Origin of the sequence: Nocardia sp. NPDC050412, from assembly GCF_044458825.1 — a bacterium.
GTDB lineage: Bacteria > Actinomycetota > Actinomycetes > Mycobacteriales > Mycobacteriaceae > Nocardia.
In genome coordinates, this window is record NZ_JBITIJ010000003.1 from 376653 (window position 1) to 395114 (window position 18462).

The following is an 18462-nucleotide window of genomic DNA, read 5'->3' on the forward strand; positions in this document are numbered from 1 at the left end:
CGAACGGGTTAAGTTAATGATTGTTCTGGTTTCGGGTAGGAGACGATGTCGTTGCACCGCACCGGCGGTCGCTGCCTGTGGAGGCGGTGTAAGACCAACCCGGCAGTCGTCGGGCGCGGCAGTCGCCGATGAAACTCAGTCGGCGATGAGGTGGTTCACGGGGCGGCCGAGGCGTGAGGTGCCGCATTCGCGTTGGCGGCGAATCACATAGCGCCCCGGAGCGATTGCGCTGGCACCGTGTTCGGGATGGATCAGGTAGGCGACCACGTGGGTGTCGAACCGAGTTGATCATCGGATCGGCAGAAATCGGCCGTGATCAGGTACGGGTTGTGCTTGGATCGGTCGCATGTCCGATCGGAAGGACCCGCGCGTCGACGCCTACATCGAGCCGCTCCCCCAGTGGCAGCAGGCGATCTGTCATGAGGTGCGCGAGTTGGTGCACGCCGCCGATCCCGAGGTCGTCGAGACCATCAAACGCACCGTCCAGCCGTACTTCGTGCTCGACGGCAATATCTGCGCCCTGCTCGCGGCCAAGACCCATGTGAATGTCTTCCTCTACGACGGCGGCATCGTGCCGGACCCCGAGGGCATCATCACCGGCGGCCACGAAAACAAGACCGGGCGCACCGTGGCCATCCACGAGGGCGAAAAGCTCAATGCCCCAGCTCTGCTCGCAATGTTCGAGCAGATCATCGCCAATAACCGCGCGGGTGGTTGGCGCAAGTTGAAACGCGAAAGCTGAACTTCCGCACCGATCATCGGTGCGGAAGCATCCGTCAATAGCCGATTGTGAAGCGCCGCTGGATGAATCGCGGTAGTTCGACCTCATCGAGTAGGGCGACAGCGGCGTCCTCGATGGAGATGCGGCTGTTGCCGTCGGTATCGCGGATCGGCTGGTCGCCGCCGACCCGGTAGCGGCCGGTGCGTTCGCCGGCTGCGATCAATTCGGCCGGGCTGAGGTAGGTCCAGAGTCGGTTCGAGGTGCGCAGGATATCGAGAGCGGCGCGGTGGCCGCGTACGGCTGCGGCGTATTCACGGGGCAGGCCGAGTCCATCGAGGGTATCGGCCAGGCGCCGGTCGTCATCGGCGGTGATCCGGCCGGGCTCGTACTCCAGGCTCCCCGCGCCGCCGACCACGATCAGCCGCGTGCGCGGGTGCGTATGCAGCGCATCGAGCAGTGAACGCGCGGCACTCGCGTAGACCGTCGGATCGGCGATGGAGCGTGCGACGGTGTCATCGAAATCGGCTGCCGCGTTTCCGGGTTGGTAGCAGCTGATAAGGACGTCCATGCCGGGGAGGGCCGCGGCAATGGCCGCGCTGTCGAAGATGTCGAGGCTGCGCCAGTTGACGTTCGGCTGGCTGGTGGTGATCTGGCCGGCGTCCCTGGTGAACGCCGTGACGTGGTGGCCGCGGGCGACCGCCTCGGTGAGTACTCGCTGGCCGATATTGCCGGTCGCGCCGACTACTCCGATGAACATGGTTCTCCTCCTACTGATTGATACGGTGTGTATAAACTATACGGCGTGAAGTTTTTGAGCAACGTCTAGTTTTCTCACGCCGCTGTAGAGTTGCCGCCGTGGGCACTGCGACGCCGAGCCGGCGGGAGTTACGACGCTCCGAGACGACAGCGGAGATCAAGCAGGTCGCGCTCCGGTTGATGGCCGAGGGCGGACCGGGCGCTATCACACTGCGGGCGATCGCGCGCGAAATGGGCATGACCGCCAACGCGGTCTACAGCTACTTCCCGACCCGCGACGACCTGATCACCGCGCTGATCAACGATGTGTACTCCGAACTGGCCGATGCGGTCGAGGCTGCCCGCGATGCCCGACCCGCCGCCGACGCTTCGGGGCGAATCCTCGCGTGGGCCTGTGCATTTCGCGATTGGTCCGTGGCGAATCCGGCTGGTTTCCGCCTCATCTACGGCGATCCCGTGCCCAACTACCAGGCTCCTGAGGGCGGTGCGGCCCCGGACGCGGAACACCGAGTGTGCGCCGGTCTGACCGGCTTGGCCGCAGGCGCGTGGCCGCACGCCGAAAACTTCTACGCGGACAATGGTTTCGAGTGGTCGGACTTCGAACCGAAACTCGTCGAAGAGGTCAAGGCGGAGTTCCCCGGCCTACCTCCCGCCGCCGTCGCGATCGCCCTGCGCATCTGGGGCCACCTGCACGGCCTGGTCTCCCTGGAAATCCTCGGACATCTGCGCTCCCAGACCACCGATCCGGAAAAGCTCTACCGCAACGAAATCCGCCACCTCATCCGTTCACTGGGATTGCGGCCACCCGAGCATTGAGCCCGGTCGTGGCTCCGGGCTGCTGGGCGCCGACACGGTTGTGCTGCCGTTTCTGGCGGCCTTCCTGATCGGCTCGCGCTGCCAGTCGGACATACGGACTGGACTATTCGGCCGACCGTTGCGTTCTGTGTTGTCGCGGTGGCCGCGGCGATCCGCGAGGTGTAGGCGCGTGGCTTCGCATCGGTGTCGAGCCCGCGGACCGATCGCCGGCGCTCGCTGGTGCGGTATCAACTGGCGGCGCGAGTGCCGTTCAGCGTGTCGGCAGCCGGATCGCCGATGGCCACGCGGGCGGCGCGCTCGCTGAGCGCGGCGAGGAAGGGGAGGCGGGCGTCGCCGAGGGACATGGCGTGGTTGCCCAAATGGTTGGTGACGAAACCGATGCCCAGGCCGAGACCGGGATTGGCGATACCGCCAGAGCCGCCGATGCCGAAGTGACCGAGGGCTTGGCGGGTGAGGCGGGTTCCGACGATGGCGCGGTGGTAGCCGAGTGCGAAATGCGGTGGTGCGCCGAGGACGTAGTCGTAGCGGCTGTTCGGCGGCATTTCCGCGATGCGCCGCGTGGTTTCGGGACGGAGCAGGCGGCGGTGGCCGACCAAGCCGTCATTGGCGATTGCGCCGTACATCTTGGCGATGGCACGGGCGGTGAACACGCCGTTCCAGCCCGGCATCATCGCATCGTAGGGTCGCATGCCGAGGGTCATATCGGCCCAGCCGTCGTAGACCGCGCCGCGGGCGGAGTTCATCATCTTCACTGGGGCGAACGGTGCGATGAGCGTGTCGAACGGGACCCTGGCGATGCCGAGGCGAGGCGAGAGTCGAGCAAGTCGCTGCCGCTGATTCTCGGGTACGCCGAACCAGAAATCATTGTCGCCCAGTGGATCTCGAAGTTCGCTGCGGACGAGGTCGATGAAGTCGCGGCCGGTGGCGCGCTGCGCGATTTCCGCGACCAGGGTGCCGAAGGTCAGGCCGTGATATCCGGAAGCCCGCCGCCGCAATGGATCCGGCGCGGATGCGGCCATCGCGGTGGCCACGGCATCGTGGTCGAGCAGATCGTCCGAATCGGCGACCAGACCGCGGGTGCGCTGCATTCCGGCGCGATGGTTCAGCACCTCGCGGATCGTAATATTGCCCTTGCCCTGCGCCGCGAATGCCGGCCAATAGTCCGCCACCGCCGCGTCCAACTCGAGCACACCACGCTCGATCAGCCGATGCGCGACCGTCGCGGTGACACCCTTACCGGTCGAATAGGACAGTGCCATGGAATCGGCTCGCCACCGCCGGTCGCTATCTGCCCACCCTGCCCAGATATCGAGCACCGGCTCTCCGTGGAGGTACACCGCCAGCGCGCCGCCGCCCTGGCTCTTCCGCCGGAACATCGAAAGGAACTTGGCCGCGACGGCGGTGAATCGATCGTCGACCAGCATGTGGCCGGGCACGCCCGCGCCATCGGTGCTCGCAGCTGGCATGGTCAGACTCCTTTGTCTGTCAGATAACGCCACACAGGCTGCTGCTAACAGTTGCAAGCAGCCTGCTAACTTACTGTAACCAGCGTTACGCGATAGATGCAATGGCAAGCACCGGTGGGCGGAATAGCGCGCGGCCCGACGAGGTTTGGCTGACCCGTGAAGATTGTTGTGATCGGTGCTACCGGAACCATCGGCTCGGCCCTCGTCGACGCCCTCGAGGCGAACCCGGATCATCAGGTTGTTCGCGCTTCGCGGCGCGGACCGGTCCAGATCGACCTGGCCGACCCGGGGTCGATCGCCGCGTTGTTCGATGCCGTGGACAATATCGACGCGGTCGTCGCCGTAGCCGCCAGCGGCCAACTCGCAGAACTCGCCGACTCGACCGACAACGAGTACTTCCTCGGCCTGGAAGGCAAATTCCTAGGCCAAATTCACCTGGTCCGCCACGCTATCCGGCACCTCAATGACTCCGGATCCATCACGCTGACCAATGGCATCTCGACCTTCTCCGAGCCGGGCCTGTCCTTCGCGGCTGCGGTCAATGCGGGTCTCGGCGGCTTCGTGCCCGCGGCGGCGCTGGAACTGCCGCGCGGAATCCGCTTGAATTCGGTGAGTCCGGGCTGGATCTCGGAGACCCTCACCGCACTCGGGCGTAACGGTTCTGCGGGCACTCCGGTGGCCGATGTTGTCCGGGCCTATGTGGAGCTGATCGAGGGATCTGCCCACGGCCGGGTGGTCGAGCCATGACCAGGTACCGGCCGTGGGGGTGATCCTTCACAGGCGTGGGTCGACCGGCTCCGATTCGAGGGCGAGGACCGCGAACACCGCTTCGTGCACGCGCCACAGCGGTTCACCTGCGACGAAACGGTCCAGCGCTTCCAGGCCAAGCGCGTACTCGCGCAGCGCCATTGAGCGCTTGCGGCCCAGACCGCGGGTGCGCAACCTGTGTAGGTTGTTGTCGCGCAGGTACTCCGGGCCGTAAATGATCCGGAGGTATTCGGGGCCTCGGCATTTCACGCCCGGCTGAACCAGGTGGTCGCCTTCGTTACGGACCATCGCGGCGTACGGCTTCACCACCATGCCCTCGCCGCCCGCCGTGGTCAGCTCGGTCCACCAGCTGGTGGCGGCGGCTTCGCTGTCCGGATCGGTCAGATCGACGATCGTTCGGCCGGTCGGGGTGAACAGGTCGGGATCGGCGGCGACCAGCCGGTCGGCCGTCGATAAATGCCAATCATGATCGCGCACTGCATAATTGATTCCCGAGCCCGCCAGGATATGGAACGGTGCGATGCGCAGACCGGCCAAGCCGTCGACTTGCCAGCAGTAGCGGCCGTAGGCGGTGGTGAAGGCCACCGCGTCGGTCTTGCGCGCGGCGGTGCGGTTCGCGAGATCGGTTACATCCAAGCCGCGGGCTGCGACGTCGGCAAGCAGATCGGCCGCGGTGCCGAGTGCCGCACGGGCGGCCGCACCGACGGCGGCGTACTGATTACGCAGCAAGCCAACGGCTTTGGCCGACCACGGCATCAGCTCGGTATCGAGCAGCAGCCATTCGGTGTTCAGTTCATCGAACAGGCCCGCCGTTTCGGCCGCGGTACGAACCCGGGCGAGCAGCTCCTCGGTCCGCGCGGTGTCGTCGAAGAACGGACGCCCGGTGCGGGTGTAGAGCGCGCCGGTGCTGCCGTCATCGACACCGAACCGATCGGCCGCGGCCTGCGCTGAGCGTGTCACGAGGACGATTGCGCGCGAGCCCATATGCTTCTCCTCGCACACCACGCGCCGCACACCTTCGGACCGGTAGTAGTCGAAGGCTTCGGCGGGATGTTCGAGGTAGCCGTCCAGCTGGGTGGTCGCACAAGGCGCCATGGTCGGCGGTAGGTACACCAGCCAGCGCGGGTCGACGGCGAAGCGGCTCATCACTTCCAATGCGGCCCCGGCGTTTTCCTCCTGCACGCCGACGCGGCCGTGCTGCCGGGTTTCCACCACGCGGCGGCCCATCACATCGTCCAGATCGAGCACGCCGGGATCGCGATGCACCACACCGTCGGGCGTCGCGATGGTAGTGGCCTGCAGCGGACGTACCGGTTCGTACCAAACCCGTTCGGCCGGAACCGAAACCGGCACGCGCTCCGGATACCGCAGAGCCGAGAGCTTGCCACCGAAGACGACCCCGGTATCCAGGCACAGAGTGTTGTTCACCCAGCGCAGATCGGTGACCGGCGTGTGGCCGTACAGCACGGTGGCGCGACCGCGATAATCCTCGGCCCATGGATAACGCACCGGCAGACCGTATTCGTCTGTCTCCCCGGTGGATTCGCCGTACATCGCGAAGGCGCGAACCCGCCCCGAAGCGCGCCCGTGGTACTCCTGCTTGAGCCCGGCGTGCGCGACCACCAGTCGGCCGTCGTCGAGCACATAGTGGCTGATCAGGCCACGGCAGAAGTCCAGCGCCGCCTTGCGAAAATCCTCGTCCTCGGCCTCCAATTGGGCCAGTGATTCCGCGAGTCCGTGCGCGATACGCACCTTCTGGCCGTCGAGTGCGCGCACCAGCTTGTTCTCATGATTTCCGGTGACGCACATCGCGGTTCCCGCGCGCACCATCCCCATGACGAGTCGGAGCACACCCGGCGTATCCGGCCCGCGATCGACCAGATCGCCGACGAATACCGCGGTTCGCCCGGCCGGGTGACTCGCGCCGACGGCCCGGCCGGCGTCGTCACGCGCTAGGTCGTAGCCGAGTTCGCCCAGCAGCGTTTCCAATTCGGTGCGGCAGCCGTGCACGTCGCCGATCACATCGAACGGCCCCGTGAGCTCACGCTTGTCGTTCCATGCCTTTTCGTCGACGATGGTCGCCGAGTCGATCTCCTCGACACCGCGCAGTATGTACACCTTCCGGAAGCCCTCGCGTTCCAGACCGCGCATGCCCCGGCGCAGTTCGCGCTGCTGCCGGGACACCACGTGCCTGGGCAGGTGCGACCGGTCGGGACGTTGCGTATTGCGTTCGAAGCACACGCCATCCGGGACGTCGAGCACGATCGCTACCGGCAGCACATCGTGCGCTCGCGCCACCGCGATCAGCTCCTGACGCGCCTTGGGCTGCACATTGGTGGCGTCGATAACGGTGCGTAGGCCGCGCCGCAGCCGGATACCGGCGATGTGGTGCAGCAATGCGAAGGCGTCCGGCGTCGACGACTGATCGTTCTCGTCATCGCTGACAATCCCGCGACACGCATCCGAGGACACGATCGCGGTCTGCCGAAAGTGCTTGCGTGCGAACGTCGATTTGCCCGATCCGGTACTGCCGATCAGCACGACGAGGGAGAGCTCCGGGACGGATAGCTCGGTCATTACGCGGCTCCTCTCGTACTGCTATCGGTCGCGGCCTTCGTGAACAGGGCCAGCTGGGTGGGCGGGCCGAATTCGGGATGTTCGACACCGACGGGCACCAAGCGCACCGTGTACCCGTACCGTTCGGCCACGCGAGACCCCCAGTCCGCGAATTCCGCACGGGTCCACTCGAATCGGTGATCGGAGTGCCGGAATTTGCCCGCGGGCAGCGTCTCGTACACCACATTGTGCTCCGCATTCGGCGTCGTTACTACCACGGAACCCGGTGCGGCCGAACCGAATACGGAGGATTCGAGCGCACCCAACCGCGGCTCGTCGATGTGCTCGACGACCTCCATCAGTACGGCAGCGTCATAGCCGCGCAGGCGCGCATCGGTATACGTCAACGCCCCCTGCAGCAACGTCAACCGCTGCGCCACCCGCTCCGGCATCCGATCCAGCCGCAACCGCCGCTTGGTGATATTCAACGCTCGCATCGATACGTCGACACCGACGACTTCGGTAAAGGCCTTGTCGACCAGTAGTTCTCGCAACAATGCCCCCTCGCCGCAGCCCAGATCGAGCACCCGATGTGCCCCGACCTCCCGCAGCGCGGCCAGGACCGCCGCCCGCCGCATCACCGCCAACGACGGTGCACGCTCTTCGCTATCGGCTACCGGCGCAGCCTCCGTCGACGCGGGGGATTCCACGGCGATCTCGGTTGCTACGGCCGCGCCATTTTCAGCGGGCTCGTCCGCCCCGTCGACCCCCTCCTCGACCGCATCGAGCTCCTCGGCCTCGACATCGTCCACCTCGGCCAACCGCGCCAGCGCGGTCCGCACCAGCGACTGACGGCGCGCTAAGTACCGCCGCGTGATCCAGCTCCGTTCCGGATGCTCGGCCAACCACCCGGCCCCCGCGCGAATCAGCTTGTCGACCTCGTCTGCGGCCAGCCAGTAGTGCTTGGCCCCATCGAGCACCGGCAGCAGCACATACAGGTGCGCGAGTGCGTCGGCAAGGCGGATGGTTCCGGTGAGTTCCAGTCGTACGTAATGCGAATCGCCCCACTCCGGAAAGGCCGGATCGAGGGGGAGTGGTTCAGCGATCACGGTCCAGCCCAGCGGTGCGAAGACCCGCTCGGCCGCTTCCGGGCCGCCCTTGCACGGCACCGCGGGCAATGCGATCCGCAACGGCAGCGCGGTCTGCGCCAATCCCGGCCGTTGATCGCAGCGTCCGTGCAGTGCGGTGCGGAATACCGCGCCGAGCGCCACCGACAGCAGCGACGACGCCGCATACGGCCGATCGTTGACATACTGTCCGAGACTGAAATCCGGTGTGCTGCGCGAGCGCCCGCGCACCAATCGGATCGGATCCACCTCCAAGAGCAGCGCCGCGGTACAGCGCGCCGCGGTCGCCTCCGAGTACATCACATGCGCGGTGCCGTAGGACTGCTCGAACGCCTGCACTCGGTCCGGGTTCTTATGCAGCAAGAAGCCCAGATCGGTCGCGGGCCAAGCCGCGCCTTCCGGCGGTGTGCAGGTGATCGTCAACAGCATCTTGCGATCGTCGCCGAGCCGCACACCGCACGCAAGGAAGTTTCGCGGGCCTTATCAGAGACTGAGGTTCGGCCAGGTCCAGTTCGCGACCGCCGGAATGTCCTCGCCGTGTTCTCGAGTCCAGGCACGGGCATTCCAGCGTGCGTCGACCATCTCCTGCCGCAGTCCCGCCGCCTTCTCCCGCAGGGTCGGCACCCGATCGATCACATCCATGACCAGGTGGTATCGGTCCAGATCGTTGAGCATCACCATATCGAAAGGTGTTGTCGTGGTGCCCTTTTCTTTGTATCCGCGCACATGCAGCTCACTGTGGTTGGTGCGCCGGTAGGTGAGTCGATGGATCAACCACGGGTATCCGTGGAATGCGAAGATCACCGGTCGGTCCCGGGTGAACAGCGAGTCGAACTCGCTGTCGGACAGGCCGTGCGGATGTTCGTCGGATGGTTGCAGCCGCATCAGGTCGACCACATTCACCACTCGCATACGCAGTTCCGGCAGACGCGCACGCAGAATCGCCGCCGCCGCGAGCGTTTCCAGCGTCGGTACATCCCCGGCACAGGCGAGCACGACATCGGGCGTGGTGCCCGGATCGTCGTTCTGTCCGGCCCAGCCCCAGATTCCGGCGCCGCGCGCGCAGTGCACGGCGGCATCGGAAACCGAAAGCCAGTCCGCTTGTGGCTGTTTCCCGGCGACCACCACATTGACGTAGTGCCGTGAACGCAGACAGTGATCGTAGGTCGACAGCAGCGTATTCGCGTCCGGCGGCAGATACACTCGCACGATCGATGGTTTCTTGTTCAGCACCACATCGAGGAACCCGGGATCCTGATGGGTGAATCCATTGTGGTCCTGTCGCCAAACATGTGATGACAGAAGGTAATTCAAGCTCGCGATGGGGCGCCGCCACGGTACCGCCGCACTCGCGTCCAACCATTTGGCATGCTGGTTGAACATCGCGTCGATGATGTGGATGAATGCCTCGTAGCAGGTGAACACCCCGTGCCTGCCGGTCAGCAGATAGCCCTCGAGCAGCCCTTGGCACATATGCTCGGACAGCACCTCGATCACCCGCCCGGTGCGGTCGAGATCCACATCGAATTCGCCGATTTCGGCCTGCCAGTTACGGCCGGTGACCTGCAGAATGTCCTGCAGTCGATTGCTGGCCAATTCGTCGGGGGCGAAGGTCAGGAAGTTGTTCGCATTGCGCGCGGTGACGTCGCGCAGCCAGGCGCCGAGCACCCGGGTCGCCTCGTGCTGGGTCGCTCCCGGCTCGCGCACCTCGACGCCGTAGGACCGCCAATCGGGCAGCCGCAGATCCCGAACGAGCATGCCCCCGTTGGCAATTGGATTCGCGCTCAGGCGTCGATCGCCGTCCGGCACCAGGTCGAGCAGCTCCGTGACCGGCCTGCCCGACTCATCGAAGAGCTGTTCCGGCTGATAGGACCGCAACCACTGTTCGAGCACGGCCCGATGCCCATCATCGGTGCGCGCACCCGCCAATGGCACCTGATGTGCTCGGAAAGTGCCCTCGACCGGATCGCCGTCGACCATCGGCGGGCAGGTCCACCCCTTCGGTGTGCGCAGCACGATCATCGGCCAGCTCGGGCGCACCCCATCGGTCCCTGTGCGTGCGGCCCGCTGAATCTCGGTGATGCGATCCAGGGCGGTGTCCACGGCAGTGGCCATCTCCTGATGGACGGCCGCGGGGTCGCTGCCCGAGACGACGATCGGCTCGTAGCCGTATCCGCGCATCAGCGACAGCAATTCGGATTCCGGAATGCGCGCAAGGATGGTCGGATTGGCGATCTTGTACTGATTCAACGCGAGAATCGGCAGCACCGCGCCGTCGCGCATCGGGTTGAGGAATTTATTGGCGTGCCAGCTGGTGGCCAGCGGTCCGGTCTCCGCCTCACCGTCGCCGACCACACAGAACACCGTCAGATCCGGATTGTCCAGCGCCGCCCCGAACGCGTGCAACAGCGAATAACCGAGCTCGCCGCCCTCGTGGAAGGAACCCGGCGTCTCCGGCGCACAGTGACTCGGCACTCCGCCGGGGAAGGAGAACTGTGCGAACAGCGCGCCCATCCCCGGCTCGTCCTGCGGCACATGGCTGTACAGCTCGGAGTACGTCCCCTCCAACCAGGCGCAGGCATTCGGTCCCGGCCCGCCGTGACCTGGCCCGGCCACGAAGACCGCGTCGAGATCGCGTTGCCGAATCGCCCGATTGGCGTGCACCCAGACCAGATTCAGGCCGGGCACGGTGCCGAAATGTCCGAGCAACCGCGGTTTGATGTGCTCGGCCCGCAGCGGTTCGCGCAGCAGCGGATTGCTCATCAGATAGATCTGGCCCACCGCCAGATAGTTCGCGGCCCGCCACCACGCGTCGAGTGTTTCCAGTTCCGCGCGCTCGAGCGGCCCTGGCACTTCCGCGAGCCGATACGGTTGCGGCGCGACGGTCGCACCGCCGCCGCTTTCGACATTGTCGGCCGAGGTATCGCCCCCGACACTGGCCATCTGGGTCATGCGCCGACTCTCCTCACTCGGGCATCGGCGGCGGCACCTGGAGGGACCGCCGGTTACCAGGTCCTGCACGGTTGCCGACGTTGGATTGATAACGCCGGATGGAGAATTCACAGCCAGCCTACCCACGTGTGTCCGTGTCAATCGGTTCTCACGGTCTCGCGTCGAGGCGGGGGGCGTCTGGTGCCGGAAGTCACCTGATCGGATGCCGTCGGTCGTCGCACTATCGGCGGGTGGCTGGGTGGGGCGAGCAGCGGTGGATTATGGTCCGCCGCATGCAAACACTGCGCAGGATCATCGGTATCGGCACCATCGCCGCCGCGACATTCGCGCTGGCCGCCTGTGGCTCGGACGACGACAAGGGCTCGAGCACCACCACGTCTGCGGCCACGTCATCGGCCGCGGCGTCGGCGCAGCCCACCTTCGGTCAGCTGCCCGCGCAGAACACCGGCGCCGAATGCACCGCCGACGACATCGTGGTGGTCGGCGGTTTCGGCGCCACGCCGAAGATCACCATCCCGGACACTTGCACCCCGCCGACCCAGCTCGTCGTCAAGGATCTGGTCCCCGGCACCGGGCCCGGCGCGGTCGCCGGTCAGCCGCTGACCATGAACTACACGCTGATCACCTGGTCGGATAAGAAGAAGCTGGACAGCTCGTTCGACCGCGGCAAGCCGTTTCAGCTGACCCTTGGTGCCGGAAAGGTCATTCCGGGTTGGGAGCAGGGCCTGGTCGGCGTGCAGGCGGGTGCGCGGCGGCTGCTGATCATCCCGCCGAACCTCGGTTACGGCGCGGGTGGCAATGGCATCAAGCCCAACGAAACGCTGGTCTTCGTCACCGACGCGGTCGCCGTCGGCAAGTAATCTCGCCGCGGCGGTGCTGCCTGCAGCCCGTCGCGACGGGTCAACTAACCTGGTCGAGATACGCACGTTAAGCCGTGCGGCGATTTCGCTCGTGATAACCCCAAGCAAGTCGGCCACAAGCAAGTCGACCAGGACCAACGAACAAGGAGCATGTCCGTGAAGAGCACCGTCGAGCAGCTGAGCCCGACCCGGGTCCGGATCAACGTCGAGGTGCCTTTCGAGGAGCTGAAGCCGGACTTCGACAAGGCCTACAAGGCGCTGGCGAACCAGGTGCGCATCCCCGGCTTCCGTCCGGGTAAGGCCCCGGCCAAGCTCATCGAGGCCCGCCTGGGCCGCGGCGCGATCCTCGAGCAGGTCGTCAACGATGTGCTGCCCGGCCGCTACAGCGAGGCCGTCACCACCTCCGAAGTCAAGGTCATCGGCCAGCCCGAGATCGAGATCACCAAGATCGAGGACGGCCAGGAGCTGGCCTTCACGGCCGAGGTCGACGTGCGCCCGGAGATCGCCCTGCCCGCCTACGACGGCATCGAGGTGACCGTCGACTCGTTCACCATCGGCGACGAGGACATCGAGGAGCAGCTGCAGTCGCTGCGCCAGCGCTTCGGCACCCTGACCGGTGTCGAGCGTCCGGTCCAGGAAGGCGACTTCGTCTCCATCGATCTCTCGGCCACCGTCGACGGCGAGGACGTGCCCGAGGCGGCCACCACCGGCCTGTCCCACGAGGTCGGCTCCGGCCAGCTGATCGAGGGCCTGGACGAGGCGCTTATCGGCCTTTCGGTGGACGAGTCCAAGGAGTTCACCTCGACCCTGGTCGCCGGTGAGCACGCGGGCAAGGAAGCGGTCATCACCGTCACCGTGCGCTCGGTCAAGGAGCGCGAGCTGCCCGAGGCCGATGACGAGTTCGCCCAGCTGGCCAGCGAATTCGACACCCTCGACGAGCTGAAGGAAGACCTGCGCAACCGGGTCGAGCGCGTCAAGAAGGTCGAGCAGGCCGGTCAGATCCGCGACAAGGTGCTCGAGACCCTGCTCGAGCAGGTCGAGGTGCCGCTGCCGGAGGCGGTCGTGCAGGCCGAGATCGACGCCGTGGTGCACGATGCCGTGCACGGCTTCGACCACGACGAGGCCAAGCTCGCCGAGGCGCTCGAGGCCCAGGGCTCGAGCCGCGAGGAATTCGACAAGGACACCAAGGAGTCCGCCGAGAAGTCGGTGAAGACCCAGCTGCTGCTGGATGCCATCGCCGAGGCGGACAACACCCAGGTCGGCCAGGAGGAGCTCACCGAGCGGATCCTGTTCCAGGCGCAGCGCTACGGCCTCTCGCCCGAACAGTTCATCCAGCAGGTGCAGCAGGCGGGCCAGCTCGGCGCGGTCTTCGCGGACGTGCGTCGCGGTAAGGCGCTGGCCGGTGTGGTCGGCAAGGTGAAGGTCACCGACTCCGACGGCAACGCCGTCGACACCGCCGAAATGTTCGGTGCCCCTGAGGGTTCCGAGTCCGACGGCAACGAAGAGACCGCCGCCGCGAGCGCCGAATAATTCCATGGAAGGACAGCGCGATCGACTGCCGTGTGGTTGTGTGATTGCGCTGTGAAGGAGCGTAGCGAGTGAACCAGAAGCACAGCGCGCTCTCGCGCACAGCGCAATCGAGCGTCAGCGAGATTGCGCTGTGAGCGAAGACGGGCGGTACCGGGAGTTCGGTGCCGCCCGGCTTCGTTAATGTTTGTGACAGCGAACCAGTGATGGCTGTGTAGCAATCAGAGCCGGTGAGAAGAGAAGGCAGGTATCCGTGACAATGAACAAGGCAGGGGTCGTCATGAGTTCCCCCACTGCTGGTCTCAACCTCAGTGATTCGGTATACGAGCGCCTGCTGCGTGAGCGCATCATCTTCCTCGGCACCCAGGTCGACGACGACATCGCCAACAAGCTGTGCGCGCAGATCCTGCTGCTGTCGGCGGAGGATCCGACCAAGGACATCTCGCTCTACATCAACTCGCCCGGTGGTTCGGTCACCGCGGGTATGGCCATCTACGACACGATGCAGTTCGCCGAGTGCGATATCGCCACCTACGGCATGGGTCTGGCCGCATCGATGGGCCAGTTCCTGCTCACCGCGGGCACCAAGGGCAAGCGCTACGCCCTGCCGCACGCGCGCATCATGATGCACCAGCCGTCGGCGGGCATCGGTGGTTCCGCGGCCGATATCGCGATTATGGCCGAACAGTTCGCACACACCAAGCGGGAGCTGAACGAGCTGCAGGCGATGCACACCGGTAAATCCATCGAGCAGGTGACCGTCGACGCTGACCGCGACCGCTGGTTCACGGCGAAGCAGGCCCTCGAGTACGGCTTCATCGACCACGTGATCAGCCACGCGGATCAGGCCAACGGCGCGAAGTAAGTCGGCGCCGCAGACCGCTCACCCACCCAGACTTTGGAGACGAAGATGGCCAATCTGTTCGACCCGCGCGCCGGTCTCGGCGGCACCGCCCCGGCGAGCCCGCAGTCGCGCTATATCCTGCCCTCGTTCATCGAGCACTCGAGCTTCGGTGTCAAGGAGTCCAACCCGTACAACAAGCTGTTCGAGGAGCGCATCATCTTCCTCGGCGTGCAGGTCGACGATGCCTCGGCGAACGACGTCATGGCGCAGCTGCTGGTGCTGGAGTCGCTGGATCCCGATCGCGACATCACCATGTACATCAACTCGCCCGGTGGTTCGTTCACCTCGTTGATGGCGATCTACGACACCATGCAGTACGTGCGCGCCGATGTGGCCACCGTCTGCCTGGGGCAGGCCGCTTCCGCCGCGGCCGTGCTGCTCGCCGCCGGTACCCCCGGCAAGCGCGCGTGCCTGCCCAATGCCCGCGTGCTGATCCACCAGCCGTCGCTGGAGGGTGGCATTCAGGGGCAGGTTTCGGACCTGGAGATCCAGGCCGCCGAGATCGAGCGGATGCGTCGCCTGATGGAGACCACGCTGGCGCGCCACACCGGTAGGGATGCCGACACCATCCGCAAGGACACCGACCGCGACAAGATCCTGACGGCCGAGGAGGCCAAGGAATACGGGATTATCGACACGGTCTTCGATTACCGCAAGCTCAGCGCCCAGAAGTAGTGCGCCCAGAAGTAGTGCGGACAGAAGTAGGGCGGACGCGCCGGACGCGGCGCGTTGATCGCTCGTAAGTTGCTCTATGTCAGGAAAATCCGGCCGGGCCGCATGCCGCTCGGCATGTGCCCCGGCCGGACTGCTTCAGGGGAGCCGACCGGCCGGAAGGGTGTCGGGCGGAAGGGTTTCCGAGGCGGGCGGCCAGGAGTGTCGGATGGCCGTCGATCGGGGTGAACGTGTTCCATAGTGGTAAGAACTCGGACGACCCCCGTGAGAAACATGCTCGAGTTGTCGACCTCCGTCGCACACACCGGGTACGGTCGACCTAGGGACCTTTGCTCCCGGTTGACGGCAGTGCTCGAACCGTCGGAATCGCTCGAGGTGTTCGTGAATACACCCGAGGGTGGCGGATTGCTGGCAACCTGGATAGACGGTTGCAGGCGGACAAGGAAGTAGGGACCCACGAGATGGCGCGCATCGGAGATGGCGGCGATCTGCTGAAGTGCTCGTTCTGCGGAAAGAGCCAGAAGCAGGTCAAGAAGCTCATTGCGGGACCAGGGGTGTACATCTGCGACGAGTGCATCGATCTATGCAACGAGATCATCGAGGAAGAGCTGGCCGAGTCCAGTGAGGTCAAACTCGATGAGCTGCCCAAGCCCGCCGAGATCCGGGACTTCCTGGAGAACTACGTGATCGGGCAGGACACCGCCAAGCGCACCCTCGCGGTGGCCGTCTACAACCACTACAAGCGCATCCAGGCGGGTGACAAGGGTCGCGACAGCCGCGGCGAGACCGTCGAACTGGCCAAGTCCAATATCCTCATGCTCGGCCCCACCGGCTGCGGCAAGACCTACCTGGCGCAGACGCTGGCCAAGATGCTCAACGTCCCGTTCGCCATCGCCGACGCGACGGCGCTGACCGAGGCCGGATATGTCGGTGAGGATGTCGAGAACATCCTGCTGAAGCTGATCCAGGCCGCGGACTACGACGTCAAGCGCGCCGAGACCGGGATCATCTACATCGATGAGGTCGACAAGATCGCCCGCAAGAGCGAGAACCCGTCGATCACCCGCGATGTCTCCGGTGAGGGTGTGCAGCAGGCGCTGTTGAAGATCCTGGAGGGTACGCAGGCGAGTGTGCCGCCGCAGGGCGGGCGCAAGCATCCGCACCAGGAATTCATCCAAATCGACACCACCAACGTGCTTTTCATCGTTGCGGGTGCGTTCGCGGGGCTGGAGAAGATCATCTCCGATCGCACCGGCCACCGCGGCATCGGCTTCGGCGCAGAGGTGCGCTCCAAGGCCGATATCGATACCGATGACCACTTCGCTGAGGTAATGCCGGAGGATCTGATCAAATTCGGTCTGATCCCCGAATTCATCGGCCGCCTCCCGGTCGTCGCCTCGGTGACGAATCTGGACAAGGATTCGTTGGTCAAGATTCTCTCCGAGCCGAAGAACGCATTGGTGAAGCAGTACGTACGGCTGTTCGAGATGGACGGCGTCGACCTGGAATTCACCGATGACGCGCTGGAGGCGATCGCCGATCAGGCGATCCTGCGCGGCACCGGCGCCCGCGGTCTGCGCGCCATCATGGAGGAGGTCCTGCAGCTGGCGATGTTCGACATCCCCAGCCGTGACGACGTCGCCAAGGTGGTCGTGAACGCCGACACCGTCAACGACAATGTGCTGCCGACCATCGTGCCGCGCAAGGCACAGCGCGCCGAGCGCCGGGAGAAGTCGGCGTAGCACCGCAGTACGCATACCTCGCGAGTGGGCCGGAGAAATTTCCGGCCCACTCGATGTGTATCGGGCCGGCGGTTTGGGTATCCGTAGGGCACGGTTGAGTAACCAGCCCAGTCCTGGTCCTGGATGATCGGGGCGAAAAGTTTCCCGCCGCAAGGTGTCTGCCCGGCGGATTCGACGGACCGAGGTCCTCATGTCGACAGTTCTAGTTTCTTCAGATCAAAGTATCGCTGCCGCAGACGGATCCGGACCCCAGCGGTCTGCCGACCGTCTGTGCGTAGTCGTGTCACCGCCGGTGGATTCGGTCACCTTGTGTGCCGTCGGCGGCGAAATGGATTACCTGACGGCCGAGACCTTTCGGCAGTCCCTGCTGGAAGCGTTACCTACGGCGGGCGCGGTGGTCGTTATCGATCTATCGCAGGTGACGTTCTTCGGCGTTGCCGGGCTGCGGGCGTTGATGGAGGCCCGATCCTGGCTCGGCCACAGCGGCCGGCAACTCCAGTTGATCACGGGTCCGCGCTGCGTGGATCGGCTACTCGAGGTCGCGGGGCATGCCGCGGTCTTCGATGTCATCCCGAGCCTGGCCGCGGTTGCGCGGCCGAAACCGCTGGAGTTGGCTCGCGCGAGCGCCTGATACCGAAAACGCGGGTGCGGCAGTCGAATTCGGCTGCCGCACCCGCGGTCTGTATGGACCCGTGCGGTGGCTTCAGGACGCTTCGTTGCGCATATCGTCCTGGCTCCAGTAGGCGCGCATGGCGACGATTTTGCCCTCGTCGTCGAAGTCCATCGCATCGATGGGCGAGAGTGTGAAGCGCTGATCGCCGAACTTGGTGACGAGAGTGAACATGAAGGCGGCGTGGTTGCCCGCGATTCGAACCGAATCCGCGTGCAGCTGCGTTTCCCGATCGAGGTTTCCGAGCACCTCGTAGAACTCGCGAATGGCGTCGTGGCCGCGCTTGGGTTCGGTGCCGATCGGATCTTCCACCACCGCATCGGGTGCGTAGAGGTCGACGATCGCCTCGGTCGGGCCGGAACCGACCAGCTTGACGTACTGTTCGATCACATCGCGGATCTTGGCTGCCATGGAAACCTCTCACGAATTGAAACGTGTTCTAATTCGGAGCGTAGCAGTGTCCGGTGATCGCGTGGCATGGAATCCCGTTGGGCGGGGCAGACGTACTGGCGCAGATGGCCCCCCGCGCCAGTACTCGTCGATCGATACCCCTCGGATATCTTGTTGGCGCGCTAGTGATGTGGGATACGGTGACGGTCGGATTCCGCATCACTGAGGTTGCCGATCGCGCCCGGACTCGGAGTCCCCATTGACTCCCTGGTTCGCCGTTGAACCTTCTGTCCCGCACTTGTGCGTCTGCTTTTGGTGTCGCTATTCACCCTCCATGTGTTACCGCGCCGCCGCCTTTTTCTGTGCCCGAAGGCGGTGCGCTCGGTCCGGTCCGATCACTGTTGGTGAAGCCTCAGGGGCCGACGGCGGCCTCGCTGAATGCCGCCGCGGGGTTCATGACCGGATTCATTTTGTCCTTTTCGCCTGGTCCGGGTGGGTCTGGAGCCTGGTGGGGCCCGGGTGGTTCAGAAAACTT

The 18462-nt window shown here is 65.3% G+C and carries 15 protein-coding genes; 9 read left to right on the forward strand and 6 right to left on the reverse strand.

Features of this window, described 5'->3' with window-relative positions; all coding sequences use genetic code 11:
• Positions 1–346: 346 nt before the first annotated feature.
• Entirely contained in the window at positions 347–742 is a 396-nt protein-coding gene (locus tag ACIBI6_RS09650) for a DUF1801 domain-containing protein (protein WP_364338957.1), read from the forward strand.
• Positions 743–776: 34 nt separating this feature from the next.
• Here the strand turns inward: ACIBI6_RS09650 and ACIBI6_RS09655 are convergent, their stop codons facing one another.
• The gene (locus ACIBI6_RS09655; RefSeq protein ID WP_364338959.1) at positions 777–1478 is read right to left on the reverse strand and encodes an NAD(P)H-binding protein; all 702 of its coding nucleotides are present in this window, start codon (positions 1476–1478) and stop codon (positions 777–779) included.
• A 98-nt stretch (positions 1479–1576) separates the two neighbouring features.
• Here ACIBI6_RS09655 and ACIBI6_RS09660 point away from each other — a divergent pair, with 98 nt between their 5' ends.
• Entirely contained in the window at positions 1577–2293 is a 717-nt protein-coding gene (locus ACIBI6_RS09660) for a TetR/AcrR family transcriptional regulator (protein WP_364338961.1), read from the forward strand.
• A 227-nt stretch (positions 2294–2520) separates the two neighbouring features.
• Here the strand turns inward: ACIBI6_RS09660 and ACIBI6_RS09665 are convergent, their stop codons facing one another.
• Complete coding sequence (locus tag ACIBI6_RS09665; RefSeq protein ID WP_396955754.1) at positions 2521–3759, reverse strand: serine hydrolase domain-containing protein; 1239 nt, start codon at positions 3757–3759, stop codon at positions 2521–2523.
• Positions 3760–3915: 156 nt separating this feature from the next.
• Between ACIBI6_RS09665 and ACIBI6_RS09670 the strand changes: the two genes are divergently transcribed.
• A complete protein-coding gene (locus ACIBI6_RS09670) occupies positions 3916–4506 on the forward strand; it encodes a short chain dehydrogenase (RefSeq protein WP_396955755.1) in 591 nt (196 codons plus the stop codon).
• A 27-nt stretch (positions 4507–4533) separates the two neighbouring features.
• On the opposite strand, the gene ACIBI6_RS09675 is transcribed toward ACIBI6_RS09670, so the two are convergent.
• From ACIBI6_RS09675 to ACIBI6_RS09685, 3 genes are read right to left on the reverse strand one after another with little or no spacing between them, the layout of a single operon-like run.
• Positions 4534–7104 (reverse strand): polynucleotide kinase-phosphatase, encoded by a 2571-nt coding sequence (locus tag ACIBI6_RS09675; protein WP_396955756.1) that lies wholly within the window; start codon positions 7102–7104, stop codon positions 4534–4536.
• Complete coding sequence (locus ACIBI6_RS09680) at positions 7104–8639, reverse strand: 3' terminal RNA ribose 2'-O-methyltransferase Hen1 (RefSeq protein WP_364338969.1); 1536 nt, start codon at positions 8637–8639, stop codon at positions 7104–7106. Before ACIBI6_RS09680 ends, ACIBI6_RS09675 begins: the two co-directional genes overlap by 1 nt.
• A 54-nt stretch (positions 8640–8693) precedes the next feature.
• Positions 8694–11162, reverse strand: coding sequence for a phosphoketolase (locus ACIBI6_RS09685; protein WP_396955757.1), 2469 nt, complete (start codon positions 11160–11162; stop codon positions 8694–8696).
• 272 nt (positions 11163–11434) lie between these two features.
• Between ACIBI6_RS09685 and ACIBI6_RS09690 the strand changes: the two genes are divergently transcribed.
• From ACIBI6_RS09690 to ACIBI6_RS09715, 6 genes are all read left to right on the forward strand, one after another.
• Positions 11435–12022 carry an FKBP-type peptidyl-prolyl cis-trans isomerase gene (locus ACIBI6_RS09690; RefSeq protein ID WP_364338973.1) on the forward strand — a complete coding sequence of 196 codons (588 nt, stop codon included), beginning with the start codon at positions 11435–11437 and terminating at the stop codon, positions 12020–12022.
• Between the two features lie 156 nt (positions 12023–12178).
• Complete coding sequence (gene tig / locus ACIBI6_RS09695; protein WP_364338975.1) at positions 12179–13552, forward strand: trigger factor; 1374 nt, start codon at positions 12179–12181, stop codon at positions 13550–13552.
• A gap of 277 nt (positions 13553–13829) precedes the next feature.
• Complete coding sequence (locus ACIBI6_RS09700; protein WP_364338977.1) at positions 13830–14414, forward strand: ATP-dependent Clp protease proteolytic subunit; 585 nt, start codon at positions 13830–13832, stop codon at positions 14412–14414.
• A 45-nt stretch (positions 14415–14459) separates the two neighbouring features.
• A complete protein-coding gene (locus ACIBI6_RS09705) occupies positions 14460–15128 on the forward strand; it encodes an ATP-dependent Clp protease proteolytic subunit (protein WP_364338979.1) in 669 nt (222 codons plus the stop codon).
• Positions 15129–15586: 458 nt separating this feature from the next.
• Entirely contained in the window at positions 15587–16867 is a 1281-nt protein-coding gene (clpX, locus tag ACIBI6_RS09710) for an ATP-dependent Clp protease ATP-binding subunit ClpX (RefSeq protein ID WP_364338981.1), read from the forward strand.
• Between the two features lie 292 nt (positions 16868–17159).
• A complete protein-coding gene (locus tag ACIBI6_RS09715) occupies positions 17160–17498 on the forward strand; it encodes an STAS domain-containing protein (RefSeq protein ID WP_396955758.1) in 339 nt (112 codons plus the stop codon).
• 72 nt (positions 17499–17570) lie between these two features.
• Here the strand turns inward: ACIBI6_RS09715 and ACIBI6_RS09720 are convergent, their stop codons facing one another.
• Complete coding sequence (locus tag ACIBI6_RS09720) at positions 17571–17948, reverse strand: nuclear transport factor 2 family protein (protein ID WP_364338985.1); 378 nt, start codon at positions 17946–17948, stop codon at positions 17571–17573.
• Positions 17949–18462: the final 514 nt, after the last annotated feature.

Excerpts from the sequence above, each read along its gene's own strand:
- ACIBI6_RS09705 (WP_364338979.1), top strand. The coding sequence starts at position 14,460 with ATGGCCAATCTGTTCGACCCGCGCGCCGGTCTCGGCGGCACCGCCCCG.
- ACIBI6_RS09700 (WP_364338977.1), top strand. The coding sequence starts at position 13,830 with ATGAGTTCCCCCACTGCTGGTCTCAACCTCAGTGATTCGGTATACGAG.
- ACIBI6_RS09655 (WP_364338959.1), bottom strand. The coding sequence starts at position 1,478 with ATGTTCATCGGAGTAGTCGGCGCGACCGGCAATATCGGCCAGCGAGTA.
- ACIBI6_RS09650 (WP_364338957.1), top strand. The coding sequence starts at position 347 with ATGTCCGATCGGAAGGACCCGCGCGTCGACGCCTACATCGAGCCGCTC.
- ACIBI6_RS09675 (WP_396955756.1), bottom strand. The coding sequence starts at position 7,104 with ATGACCGAGCTATCCGTCCCGGAGCTCTCCCTCGTCGTGCTGATCGGC.
- clpX (WP_364338981.1), top strand. The coding sequence starts at position 15,587 with ATGGCGCGCATCGGAGATGGCGGCGATCTGCTGAAGTGCTCGTTCTGC.
- ACIBI6_RS09665 (WP_396955754.1), bottom strand. The coding sequence starts at position 3,759 with ATGCCAGCTGCGAGCACCGATGGCGCGGGCGTGCCCGGCCACATGCTG.
- ACIBI6_RS09680 (WP_364338969.1), bottom strand. The coding sequence starts at position 8,639 with ATGCTGTTGACGATCACCTGCACACCGCCGGAAGGCGCGGCTTGGCCC.
- ACIBI6_RS09690 (WP_364338973.1), top strand. The coding sequence starts at position 11,435 with ATGCAAACACTGCGCAGGATCATCGGTATCGGCACCATCGCCGCCGCG.
- ACIBI6_RS09685 (WP_396955757.1), bottom strand. The coding sequence starts at position 11,162 with ATGACCCAGATGGCCAGTGTCGGGGGCGATACCTCGGCCGACAATGTC.
- ACIBI6_RS09720 (WP_364338985.1), bottom strand. The coding sequence starts at position 17,948 with ATGGCAGCCAAGATCCGCGATGTGATCGAACAGTACGTCAAGCTGGTC.